A 10,952-nucleotide genomic window follows, 5' to 3' on the forward strand; every position below is an offset into this window, starting at 1 on the left:
CATGAGTCAGAGCACCGACCCCGCCGTTCAGATCGCGGCCGGGTACGCCTTCACCGGGCCCGCGCTCGATCTCGGTGCCCTGCTCTGGGACGGCACCTGCCTGCCCGACCGGCAGATCCGCATCCCGCTGTCCATGCTCAACCGGCACGGCCTGGTCGCCGGAGCCACCGGCACCGGCAAGACCAAGACCCTGCAGCTGATCGCCGAACAGCTCTCCGCGAGCGGAGTGCCCGTCTTCCTCGCCGACGTCAAGGGCGACCTCTCGGGCATCTCCGCGCCCGGCACGGAGAACGACCGGGTCCGGGAGCGGGCCGCCGACGTCGGCCAGGAGTGGGAGGCCACCGGCTGCCCCAGCGAGTTCTACGCGCTGGGCGGGATCGGCGCCGGCATCCCCGTCCGGGCGACCGTGACGGCCTTCGGCCCGGTGCTGCTGTCCAAGGTGCTCCAGCTCAACCAGACGCAGGAACAGTCCCTCGGCCTGATCTTCCACTACGCCGACAGCAAGGGACTGGAGCTCATCGACCTCAAGGACCTCCGGGCCGTGGTCGCCTTCCTCGTCTCCGACCAGGGAAAAGCCGAACTCAAGGGAATCGGCGGACTGTCCGCGGTGACGGCCGGGGTGATCCTGCGGGCCCTGACCGCCTTCGAGCAGCAGGGCGCCACCGAGTTCTTCGGCGAGCCCGAGTTCGACACGAGCGAGTTCCTGCGCACCTCCGCGGACGGCCGCGGGGTGGTCTCCGTACTGGAACTTCCGGCGGTGCAGGACAAACCACAGCTGTTCTCCACCTTCCTCATGTGGCTGCTGGCCGACCTCTACGCCGACCTGCCGGAGGTCGGCGACGTGGAACGGCCCAAGCTGGTCTTCTTCTTCGACGAGGCGCACCTGCTGTTCAACGGCGCGTCCAAGGCCTTCCTGGAGTCCATCACCCAGACCGTGCGCCTGATCCGCTCCAAGGGCATCGGCGTGTTCTTCGTGACGCAGACCCCCAAGGACGTACCGGCGGACGTGCTGGCGCAGCTCGGCAACCGGGTGCAGCACGCCCTGCGCGCCTTCACCCCCGACGACGCCAAGGCCCTCAAGGCCACCGTGAGGACCTTCCCGCGCTCCGCCTACGACCTGGAGGAACTGCTCACCGGGCTCGGCACCGGCGAGGCCGTCATCACGGTGCTCAGCGAGAACGGCGCCCCGACGCCCGTCGCCGCGACCCGGCTGCGCGCCCCGCGGTCGCTGATGGGTCCGGTCGACCCGGCTGCCCTGGACGGGGCGGTGAAGTCCTCCCCGCTGTACTTGCGCTACGCGGAGCCGGTGGACCGCGAATCGGCCTACGAGAAGATCAGCGCCGAACAGGCGGCCGCGGAGGCCGAGGCGGAGGCGGCCGCCGCGGCGGCGGAGTCCGAGAAGCAGGCCAAGGAGGCGGCGAAGGCGGCCCGCGACGCCCCGAAACCGGAGCCCTCGCTGGCCCAACAGGTGGTGGGCAGTGGACTGTTCCGCTCGCTGGCCCGCTCGGTCGGCACGCAGCTGGGCCGGGAGATCTCCCGCTCCCTCTTCGGCACGGCCAAGCGCCGGCGCTGACCGGGCCCGCCGCGGGTCCGGTCGCGGTCCCGGGCACGGGTCCAGGCGTAATCGAGCGAACCGGGTGCCGGACGCCCGCCCGGCGCTGACAGACTCGGGGCATGCGGACCGAACTGACCGACACCACGTCCAGCAAGATCGCCCGAGCGATGCTCGCCGCACGCCGAGCCATCGGCAGCCCCACGATGGGGCTGGTCCTGACGCTCCTCGTGGTCACCGACGAGGAGAACGCCTACGACGCCGTGCGCGCGGCCTCCGAAGCCTCCCGCGAGCACCCCTGCCGGATCATCGCCGTGATCAAGCGGACCTCGCGCGGCCCGCAGCGGCGGCACCGCACCCGCCTCGACGCCGAGCTGCGCGTCGGCTCGGACGCCGGGTCCGGGGAGATCGTGCTGCTGCGCCTGCACGGCGACCTCACCTCGCAGGCGGGCTCGGTCGTGCTGCCGCTGCTGGTGCCGGACGCGCCCGTGGTGGCGTGGTGGCCCGCCGATGCCCCCGCCGACCCGGCCCGCGACGACCTGGGCCGCCTCGCGCAGCGCCGCATCACCGACTCCCAGGCGGCCGCCGACCCGGTCGGCGTACTGGCCGGCCGCGCCGCCTCGTACGCCCCCGGGGACACCGACCTGGCCTGGACCCGGCTCACGCCGTGGCGCTCGCTGCTGGCCTCCTCCTTCGACCAGAAGGCGCTCCCGGTGACGGGCGCGGCGGTGGAGAGCGAGGCCGACAACGCGAGCGCCGAGCTGCTGGCGCGCTGGCTGGAGGACCGGCTGGGGGTGCCCGTGGAGCGGGTCGCCACCGGCGGGCCGGTCATCACCCGGGTCCGGCTGGAGACGACCGCCGGGGAGCTACGGGTCGACCGGCCGGCCGGGGTCCTGGCGCAGCTGGTGCTGCCGGGGTGGCCGGACCGGAAGGTCGCCCTCAAGATCCGCAGCAGCGCCGAGCTGCTCGCGGAGGAGCTGCGCTGGCTCGGCGCCGACGAGGTCTACGCCTCGGCGCTGCGGGTGCGGCCGGCCCAGGCCTCGCTCTCCGCGTAGTGGTTGTCGTAGGTGGGCTGGCTGTCGATGATGTCCTGCACGGTGGCCTCGCCCGCCCGGACCCGGCCCAGGAGCCGGTAGTAGTCGAAGCGCCCCATGCCGGGCGTGAAGCCGACGAAGACCTCGGCCGTCTTGCCGGCGGCCGGGGCGAAGGCGTGCTTCACGCCGGGGGCGATGGTGATGAAGTCGCCCTTGGACAGGGTGTGGACCTCGTCGCCGACGAGGACGTCGAGGTGCCCGTCGGTGACGTGGAAGAACTCCGTGGCCTTGGTGTGGAAGTGCACCGGGGCACCGGCCGCGCCGACCTCGAAGCTCGCGGTGTTGCAGGTGAGCTCGTCGGTGTCGGTGAGCAGCGTGATCAGGCTGCCGGGGCCGTCGGAAATGATCTCGGCGGTGGCGGCGCGGGTCAGGTTGTCGGTCATCTCGCGAGCCTACGCGGGGCCGCTTCCCCGGGGCGGGGCCGTGACCGCCGTCTGTCAACTCCCGCCCCCGTCAACCGATCCGCTCCCGTCAGCCGGTCCGCTCCCGTCCGGCCCCGGCCGGGACCCGTCGCCACTCCTACGCGGTGCCCTTGGCGGCGGCCTTCTGCGCCTGCTTGTACTCCCGGACCTTCGCCAGCGACTCCGGCCCCGTGATGTCCGCCGCGGAGCGGTACACGTTCGCCCGTCCGTAGTCCCCGGCGGCCTCCCGCCAGCCCTTGGGGCGGACGCCCAGCCGCTTGCCCAGCAGCGCGAGGAAGATCTTCGCCTTCTGCTCCCCGAACCCCGGCAGCGCCTTCAGCCGCCCCAGCAGCTCGGCGCCGCTCGCCGCGTCCCGCCAGACGGCCTCCGCGTCCCCGCCGTAGTGCTCCACCAGGTACGCGCACAGCTGCTGGATCCGCTTGGCCATGGACCCCGGGTACCGGTGCACGGCGGGCTTCCGCGACAGCAGCGCCGCGAAGGCCTCGGGGTCCATGGCGGCGATGGCGTCCGCGTCGAGGTCGTCGGCGCCGAGCCGCTGCGCGATCGTGTAAGGCCCCGAGAACGCCCATTCCATCGGCACCTGCTGGTCCAGCAGCATCCCGACGAGCGCGGCGAGCGGGCTCCGTGAGAGGAGGGCGTCGGCCTCGGGCTGCTGCGCGAGCCGGATGGTGATGTCGTCCATGGCTCCAGCCTCCCCCGCCCCGGGCCCCCGCGCGCGGTCGGCGCGCGGTTGTCAGACCCCCCGCCTAGCGTGGAATCCGACAGGCAGTGGATGCGTAGTGGACGAAGTACGACACAGGAGTCGATCGACCATGTCCGATTTCCCTGAGGGTGCCCCGTGCTGGGTGGACGCGATGTTCACCGACGTGGAGGGCGCGAAGGAGTTCTACGCCGACGTGCTGGGCTGGACCTTCGGCGATGCCAGCAGCGAGTACGGCAACTACACGCAGGCCTATTCGGGAGGGAAGGCGGTCGCGGCCGTCGTACCGCCGATGCCGGGGGGCGAGGCCTCCTCGCAGTGGTGTCTGTACTTCGCCTCGCCGGACGCGGCCGCCACGGCCGAGAAGATCAAGTCGGCGGGCGGCGAGCTGGTGATGGAGCCGATGCAGGTCGGCACCTTCGGCACGATGGCGATCGCCAAGGAGCCGAGCGGCGCGGTCTTCGGCGTCTGGCAGCCGGGTGAGCACAAGGGTTTCGAGAAGCTCGGCGAGGCCGGTGCGTACGCCTGGGCGGAGGTCTTCAGCCGGGAGCCGGGCAAGGCGGACGGGTTCCTGGAGAAGGTCTTCCCGTACGAGTCCCAGCAGATGGAGTCGGGCGGTGAGGACTGCGACGACCCGAACGCGGCCGGGATGGACTTCAAGATCTTCAGCCTGGGCGGCAAGGAGAACCCGGTGCTGGGCCGGATGAAGATGGGCGACGAGTTCCCGCCGGAGATCCCGTCCTACATCCAGGTCTACTTCGGCGTCCCGGACTGCGACGAGGCCGTCGCGAAGACCCAGGCGCGGGGCGGGATGCTGCACTTCGGGCCGATGGACAGCCCCTTCGGCCGCTTCGCGGCCGTCACGGACCCGCAGGGCGCGGCGTTCGCGGTGATCGACATGACGACGACGTCCGGGGAGATGCCGAAGTTCGGCTGACCCGGGTCCGACCGGGCCGGGGTCCGACCGGGCCCGTTCAGTGCGCCCTGGCCGCGCGGTAGGCGGCCACGGCGGCCGGGAGGACGGCCTCCACACCGGACCGCGGCTTCTGCGCGATCGTCTTCTGCACCATGAGGATCACGTCGCCCTCGCGGACGAACGCCCGCTCGCTGACGTACGGTTCGCGATCGCCGGGCAGGGTGGACGCGATCCGGAGCACGAGGCCGTCGTCCGCCGGGACGTCCGCTCCCGTCACCGACACGGTCTCCTGCGCGGTGGTACCGCTGTCGAGGGCGGTGGCGTAGGAGGGGCAGCGCTGGGCGGCGCCGCGTATGTCGGCCATGACCTCGGCCGCCCGGCCGGGTGCGTACCGGTCGAGGGCCTCCTGTCCGAACCAGCCGTCGTCGTCGGGTACCTGCTCCAGCCCGACCGCCACGTCCTCCAGGGGGCGGGCGTGAGCCGTCAGGAAGGAGTCGACGCCGAGTTCGGAGCACGGCATCGACGCGATCGGGACGGTGGAGGCGGGGGCGTGGGGTGCGGCGGTCGTCGTCGAGTTGACCTCTGCGGTCAGCAGCCGAAAGCCCTGCGGCAGTCGGGCCTGGGTCAGCAGCCCGTCGCGCAGCCGGTCCCGCGGGGACGCGAAGGCCGACGGCGCGGCCGAGGACGGTGCCGACGGCGGCGGGCCGGCCTGTGATCCGGCCTGCGATCCGGCGGAGCAGGCCGACGTGCCGAGTACCGCCATGGCGGCCACCGCCACCGCCCCCGCGACATGACGTGCGCGCACGGTCCCGTCCCCCCTCAGATGCGTGGTGGCCCACCCTCGCACACGACCGATATCGCGGAGTCCCCTCCCCCGGGCGGCGATGGATCCTCGGAGCAGCCCGGGCAGGTGCCGGGGGCCGGGCCGCGGAAGCCGCGGTCGCAGCGCGTGCAGTTCTGGATGGGGTGCGGGCGTACGGGGGCGGCCCGTCTGGACTCCGCTTCCAGCAGCGGGGGGAGCTGCGCCCTGAGGCGGTGGGCGATCAGTCCGGCCGGGTTGGTGAGCGGGTGGGGGATCCGGGCCGTCAGCGCGGTGGTGATCCCGTCCATGCTCCCGCCGCGCTCCAGCCAGACCTCGACGCCGTCCGCGAGGCGCTCGATGTCCCGCTGTCCGAGGAGCAGGCGGTGGTCGACGCGGCGCAGCCGGGCGAGCAGGGTCATGGCCGCCCTGCGCCGGGGGGAGGGGGGCTCCGGCTCGGGGTCCGGCTCCGGGGCGGGTACGGGCGGTGGTTCGGCCTGCTGCGGCTCCGGTTCGGGCTCCGGCTCCGGCTCCGGTTCGGGTACAGGCTCGGCCTCGGGCATCGGGGCGGCCGCTGGTTCCGGGTCCGGGGGCGGAGGGGGAGTTGGTGCGGCGACGGACGCCTTGGGGTGGTTGTAGGAAATCGTTCGGGTGACGAAGCGGCCGTCGGGAAGTTGCTCCCGGACCCGCTTCAGGTAGCCGTGGGCCTCCAGTTCGCGGAGCGCGGAGGCGATCCGGATCTCGCCCTCGGGGACCCGCCTGGCCAGTTCCTTGATGCCGATGGGCGTTCCGGGCGGCAGCGACTGGATGTACGCGCCCAGGCCCCTGGCGGTGAGGCTGATCTTCGGATTCTGGATCAGGTGGTTGCCGACGACGGTGTACCGGGTCGTGTGCCGGACGTTCGAGTGATGAACGCCGTACGGCGGGCGCGGTAGCGCGCTAATCTGCTGAAGAGCCATGGGGAAGCGGGCTTACTTCCTTTTTGGTCAGGCCCTCGTCCGGGATTGCCGTCCCGACGGGGGCCGTCTCATTTTCTGGGGCTTGTCGGGGCGAGCATATGCCAGGCAACCAGGCCCAAATCCAGCTGAGTTGGAGTTGTTCACCCGTGTGCGTGGGGGCGCCTCCACGGGGAGGCTGGAGGGGTTGGGCACGGTTCTTTCCCTGGGTACTGCGAAGCAAAAGAAACGTACGGGTGGGCCGGGTCGTGGAGGAACGGACCTCGGTGCGAGAGCTGCCGCGGGCCCTCGCCGGGCGGCTCCGGCACGGTCCGTGACACGGTGGGTCCGTGCTTTTGAGTGATCACGCGAGCAGCGTCGAGCTCCGCCCGCTGCGCTACCAGTTCCCCCGGGCCGGGGCCAACCCGTACGACGACAACTGGCTGGTCATCGGCGGCACGGTGACCACGGCCGAAGGCAGTTGGTCCTTCGCCTCACCGTGTCTGCTGACCGACGAAGCGCGTGAGGTGGCTCCCTGGCTGCGTGCGGTGGCAGCGGGGAAGGTGGCGGTGACCGGAGACGATGCCGAGGGTGAGCCGTCTCCGGACAAGTACTTCCTGGAGCCCGTCCTGGCCTTCGGCCTCGCGGGCCGCAGCGAGGACGGGGCGGTGCTCCGGGTGCACCTGTCCTTGGAGGCGGCACCTCCGTGGCGGCAGGACGAGGACGGAGAGGACATCTACGGGTACGCCGTGGAGGTGCGGCTGGACACGACCGCGCTCCTCCACGCGGCGGACCGGTGGGACCTCGGCCTCGCTCCCTTCCCGGTCCGCTGATCACGCTCAGCGCGGCGGGAGCTGGTCGTAGGTCTTGAAGGTGTAGAGGGCGGACAGGGTGATCGCGTTGCCCGACTGCGCGGGCAGGCCGAGGCGGTCGTTCACGAGGCGGGTCAGCGGGCCGCAGCCGGTGGCGGCGGGGGCCGTGAAGGCGGTGTCGGTCGCGGCGAACTTGATGACCGGCGGGTTCTTGGAGATCCACTCGGACTTGCCCACCCGCTTGAGGCGGATCTCGATCGGCGCCTCGCCGCCGCCGATGACGCAGCCCGGGGGCAGCAGGGGGCTCACGGCGCGGTAGCGCAGGGTGAACAGGCCCATGCTGTCGCCGACCGAGTAGAAGTCGGACCGGCCGCCGTACTCCGGCTGGAGGGAGAGCGGGAGGTGCCCGTGGCCGAGGAGCCCGCCGGGGACGGCGGTCGGGCCGCCGCGCAGGGCACCCCAGACCTGGCCGTTCGTGCCGTCGGGCAGCGGGCCCTCGGCGTGGGTGATGGTCATCGGGGCCAGCTCGGGAACGTCCCGGCTGCCGAGGCGCATCGACCCGGTGGCGGTGAGCACCTCGCACTTCCACCGCGTGGCGTCGACCCCGGCGGGGATGGCCGGGCAGTCGGTGAAGTCGTACGAGGGCGCCTCGCCGGCGAGGGCGGGCGCCACCGCGAGGCCGGCGAGGGCGGCGGCGAGACCGAGGGAGGCGGCTGCGCGGCGGAGCGTGGTCGTCTGCATGGCTCATACGGTGCCGCCGGGTGCCGTGTGGCGGCACCGGGGAAGTCCCCCGCCCGACCCTGAGGCGTCCCGGGGCGCCGTCAGGGCCAACGACCGCGTGTCAGCTGCCGAGTTCGGCCCATACGGACTTCCGTGGGACGGGTCCCCGGGAGCTGCCCCAGCGGTTCGAGAGGGCATCGACGATGGCCAGCCCGTACCGGGGCTCGCCGGGCGGCTCGTCGCCCCGGCTGTCGTGCACCTCGACCCGTACGCGGCCCCCGTCGATGACGCTGAGTTCCAGCCGGAAGTCCCGCCCGGGGACGCGGCCGTGCGTGACGGCGTTGGCGCAGAGCTCGGCGACGACCTGCGCGACGTCCTCGAAGGGCAGCCCCCAGGAGCGGAGTTGCTCGACGACGAGCAGCCGGGCGAGACGGGCTGCGCGGGGGTTGGCGGACAGCTGGAGGGTGCAGTGGAGATGAGCATTCATGTCACGCAGCGTGGCTGGACGTGCTAGTTCTGTGAAGTGATTCGGCCCGTCCGTAGAGGGTCTGTCCGGCGCTTGTCCGAGGCTGTCCGGACTGTCCCAACCCGGCTGTCGGGTAAGGCGCGTTGCGGAGGTGGGTGTGGATGGACAGTGACGGTGTGGAAGAGCACAGCTGGGCCGTGGACCCCGAGGACGAGCAGGGTGCTGCGGTGGTCGCAGCCCTCGGGCGTCAGATGAGGGCAAGGCGCGAGGCGCTGGGCATGAAGGTCGTGGAACTGGCGGAGCGGATCGGCTACAGCGAGGACCTGGTCTACAAGGTCGAGGGCGGCAAGCGGATCGCCAAACCCGAGTATCTCGACGGGGTGGACGAGGCGCTGAGGGCCAACGGCCTGATCAAGGCGATGAGGGAGGACCTGGCGCAGGTCTGCTACCCCAAGCAGGTCCGCAAACTGACCTCGATGGAGGCCAGGGCCTCTGAGATCGGGGGGTACAGGACTCACAACATCCACGGTCTGCTCCAGACCGAGGAGTACGCCAGGACCCTGTTCGAGATGCGGCAGCCCGCTTACTCGCGGGACGAGGTGGAGTGCTTCCTGCGCGCGCGCATGGCCCGGCGGAAGGTGTTCGAGAGGGAGCCCGCACCGGCGATCGGCCTGGTTCAGGAAGAGGCCACGCTACGGCGCCGGATCGGCGGCACAATGGTCTGGCGTGCGCAGCTCGAACGACTCCTGGAGGTCGGCAACTTGCGCAATGTGTCTCTACAGGTGATGGCCACGGACTGTGAGGTCCACTCAGGCCTGGACGGCGGGATCGAGCTGCTGAAGTTCCCCGACGGGACAGCCGCCGGGCGATCCGAAGGGGCTTTCAGCGGGCGCCCCGTAAGTGATCCGAAGCAGCTTCGGATCCTGGAACTACGATACGGAATGATCCGGGCTGACGCTCTCACGCCTTGGGAGTCGCGGGCCTTTATTGAGGACTTGCTGGGAGAAACATGATCCACGACCTGGACTGGTTCAAGAGCAGTTACAGCGACGGCCCCGGTGGCGATTCCTGCGTCGAGGTGGCCACCACCCCCGGCACAGTGCACGTCCGGGACTCCAAGAGCGTCCCCGGCCCTCACTTCGCGGTCAGTGACACCGCCTGGGCCGGCTTCGTTTCGTACGCCTCTGACCTGGGATAACCGCAGGAACCAGCCGTGTGGGTGGTTCGGGTTCGCGGATGCGAGGGGCTGAACGAAAGTCAACGCGGGGCCGCATAGCGTCGATCCCGTGCGGTTCGTCCCGGGCCGCGCGAGGTGTCTACGTAAGAGGTCGAAGCGCCCATGAACCTGAGCATCCGCAACCAGATCGCCGGAACCGTCACCGCCGTCACCGCCGGTGAGGCGATGGCGACGGTCAAGGTCCGGCTGGAGGGCGGTCAGGACATCACCGCCGCCATCACCCTCGACGCCGTCAAGGAGCTCGGCCTCGCCGCCGGGTCCTCCGTCAAGGCGCTGGTGAAGGCCACCGAGGTGGCCCTGGCGACCGGGCCGGTCGAGGGGCTGTCCATCCGGAACCAGATCGCCGGGACCGTCGTCGACATCGCCGCCGGGCCGGCCATGGCCTCCGTCAAGGTCGACGTGAACGGCGGCGGGCTGACCGCCGCGATCACCGCCGACGCCGTCGAGGCCCTCGGCCTGGCCGCCGGTTCCTCCGTCGTCGCGCTGATCAAGTCGACCGAGGTGTCCCTCCAGGCCGCCTGATCAATGGATGAAGACGCTCCGGCCGCGTGCCACGGTGACCTGGCCCGGGAGGACCGGGTGGGTGACGCGTCCGTCGCAGTTCGGGCCCGACCACACGAAGGCGACCTCGTCGGTGAAGTTCGCGACCTCCGACGGGACGAAGTCGCCCAGCGGGTAGCAGCCCGAGGGGTTCTCGTGCGGCGCGCGGTCGATGAACAGGACCCCCTGGGCCGCCTGTGCCGTGCCCGGGGTGGTGAGCGCCAGCATCGCCGCCGCCGCGCACGCCCCGAGAACCTTCGCCATGCCTTGCACCATTCGACTGCCTCTTCCGTGACGGAGTGAGCAACTTACGTCACCGAGGGTAGAGGTGGGTCACGGTCGGTGATACGGCGTGCGGTGGTGAAGGAGGGGCGCGCGGCCGGGGTCGAGGCGGCCGCGGCGGTGGCGGTGGAGGGGACGGGCCGGATGCTGCTGCGGCGGCACGCCAAGGGGCTCGGCTACTTCCTCGGCATGCCGCCGATGGGCGGGGAGGTGACCGCCTTCGGGCACCACGGCAGCGGCGGCTCCGTCGCCTTCGCCGACCGGGCGCGAGGGCTGTCCTTCGCCCTCACCCGCACCCGGCTGGTCGGCCCGGCAGACGACACGGCCCGGCTGCTCGCCGACGCGGTCAGGGCCGGGGCCTGAGCCGGGGGGGTGCCCCTATGTCTTTGGTCAAGGTGGTCGGGTGGCAGTGTGGCTGTCATGAGTGATGACGTGCCTGTTCGAGAGTTGGTAGTCGAGGGCATGCGGCCGTGCGAC

The 10,952-nt window shown here is 71.6% G+C and carries 15 protein-coding genes; 8 read left to right on the plus strand and 7 right to left on the minus strand.

The window, feature by feature from the left end:
• Nucleotide 1 precedes the first annotated feature (1 nt).
• Nucleotides 2-1,573: a helicase HerA-like domain-containing protein gene (locus ACEPPI_RS12185; RefSeq protein ID WP_373915237.1), complete on the plus strand. Its 1,572-nt coding sequence runs from the start codon at nucleotides 2-4 to the stop codon at nucleotides 1,571-1,573.
• Between the two features lie 101 nt (nucleotides 1,574-1,674).
• Nucleotides 1,675-2,607, plus strand: coding sequence for a glucose-6-phosphate dehydrogenase assembly protein OpcA (gene opcA, locus ACEPPI_RS12190; RefSeq protein WP_373915238.1), 933 nt, complete (start codon nucleotides 1,675-1,677; stop codon nucleotides 2,605-2,607).
• Here the strand turns inward: opcA and ACEPPI_RS12195 are convergent.
• Nucleotides 2,556-3,029: a cupin domain-containing protein gene (locus ACEPPI_RS12195; RefSeq protein ID WP_373915239.1), complete on the minus strand. Its 474-nt coding sequence runs from the start codon at nucleotides 3,027-3,029 to the stop codon at nucleotides 2,556-2,558. The two genes, opcA and ACEPPI_RS12195, sit on opposite strands and share 52 nt — an antisense overlap.
• A gap of 136 nt (nucleotides 3,030-3,165) precedes the next feature.
• Nucleotides 3,166-3,750, minus strand: a complete 585-nt coding sequence (locus tag ACEPPI_RS12200; RefSeq protein WP_373915240.1) for an HhH-GPD-type base excision DNA repair protein — start codon at nucleotides 3,748-3,750, stop codon at nucleotides 3,166-3,168.
• A 130-nt stretch (nucleotides 3,751-3,880) separates the two neighbouring features.
• Here ACEPPI_RS12200 and ACEPPI_RS12205 point away from each other — a divergent pair, with 130 nt between their 5' ends.
• Nucleotides 3,881-4,705, plus strand: coding sequence for a VOC family protein (locus ACEPPI_RS12205; RefSeq protein WP_373915241.1), 825 nt, complete (start codon nucleotides 3,881-3,883; stop codon nucleotides 4,703-4,705).
• Between the two features lie 37 nt (nucleotides 4,706-4,742).
• Here ACEPPI_RS12205 and ACEPPI_RS12210 read toward each other — a convergent pair whose 3' ends face one another.
• Together ACEPPI_RS12210 and ACEPPI_RS12215 are read right to left on the minus strand one after the other, a co-directional pair.
• Nucleotides 4,743-5,489, minus strand: coding sequence for a hypothetical protein (locus ACEPPI_RS12210; protein WP_373915242.1), 747 nt, complete (start codon nucleotides 5,487-5,489; stop codon nucleotides 4,743-4,745).
• 14 nt (nucleotides 5,490-5,503) lie between these two features.
• On the minus strand, nucleotides 5,504-6,442 hold the full coding sequence (locus ACEPPI_RS12215) for a helix-turn-helix domain-containing protein (protein ID WP_373915243.1): 939 nt from the start codon (nucleotides 6,440-6,442) through the stop codon (nucleotides 5,504-5,506).
• Between the two features lie 326 nt (nucleotides 6,443-6,768).
• On the opposite strand from ACEPPI_RS12215, the gene ACEPPI_RS12220 reads away from it, so the two are divergent.
• Complete coding sequence (locus ACEPPI_RS12220; protein ID WP_373915244.1) at nucleotides 6,769-7,251, plus strand: hypothetical protein; 483 nt, start codon at nucleotides 6,769-6,771, stop codon at nucleotides 7,249-7,251.
• Nucleotides 7,252-7,257: 6 nt separating this feature from the next.
• Here ACEPPI_RS12220 and ACEPPI_RS12225 read toward each other — a convergent pair whose 3' ends face one another.
• Both ACEPPI_RS12225 and ACEPPI_RS12230 read right to left on the minus strand, forming a co-directional pair.
• A complete protein-coding gene (locus ACEPPI_RS12225; RefSeq protein WP_373915246.1) occupies nucleotides 7,258-7,971 on the minus strand; it encodes a hypothetical protein in 714 nt (237 codons plus the stop codon).
• Between the two features lie 100 nt (nucleotides 7,972-8,071).
• Nucleotides 8,072-8,437 carry an ATP-binding protein gene (locus ACEPPI_RS12230; protein ID WP_373915247.1) on the minus strand — a complete coding sequence of 122 codons (366 nt, stop codon included), beginning with the start codon at nucleotides 8,435-8,437 and terminating at the stop codon, nucleotides 8,072-8,074.
• Nucleotides 8,438-8,577: 140 nt separating this feature from the next.
• On the opposite strand from ACEPPI_RS12230, the gene ACEPPI_RS12235 reads away from it, so the two are divergent.
• The 3 genes from ACEPPI_RS12235 (at nucleotide 8,578) to ACEPPI_RS12245 (ending at nucleotide 10,175) form a co-directional block, all read left to right on the plus strand.
• Nucleotides 8,578-9,429, plus strand: a complete 852-nt coding sequence (locus ACEPPI_RS12235; RefSeq protein ID WP_373915248.1) for a helix-turn-helix transcriptional regulator — start codon at nucleotides 8,578-8,580, stop codon at nucleotides 9,427-9,429.
• A complete protein-coding gene (locus tag ACEPPI_RS12240; RefSeq protein WP_373915249.1) occupies nucleotides 9,426-9,614 on the plus strand; it encodes a DUF397 domain-containing protein in 189 nt (62 codons plus the stop codon). The genes ACEPPI_RS12235 and ACEPPI_RS12240 overlap by 4 nt, the downstream gene beginning before the upstream one ends.
• A gap of 141 nt (nucleotides 9,615-9,755) precedes the next feature.
• A complete protein-coding gene (locus ACEPPI_RS12245; protein WP_373915250.1) occupies nucleotides 9,756-10,175 on the plus strand; it encodes a molybdopterin-binding protein in 420 nt (139 codons plus the stop codon).
• On the opposite strand, the gene ACEPPI_RS12250 is transcribed toward ACEPPI_RS12245, so the two are convergent.
• Nucleotides 10,176-10,457, minus strand: a complete 282-nt coding sequence (locus tag ACEPPI_RS12250; RefSeq protein ID WP_373915251.1) for a hypothetical protein — start codon at nucleotides 10,455-10,457, stop codon at nucleotides 10,176-10,178.
• A gap of 78 nt (nucleotides 10,458-10,535) precedes the next feature.
• Here ACEPPI_RS12250 and ACEPPI_RS12255 point away from each other — a divergent pair, with 78 nt between their 5' ends.
• Nucleotides 10,536-10,838, plus strand: coding sequence for a hypothetical protein (locus ACEPPI_RS12255; RefSeq protein WP_373915252.1), 303 nt, complete (start codon nucleotides 10,536-10,538; stop codon nucleotides 10,836-10,838).
• The last annotated feature ends 114 nt before the right edge of the window (nucleotides 10,839-10,952 follow it).

The organism is Streptomyces sp. AB3(2024) (assembly GCF_041862025.1).
GTDB lineage: Bacteria > Actinomycetota > Actinomycetes > Streptomycetales > Streptomycetaceae > Streptomyces.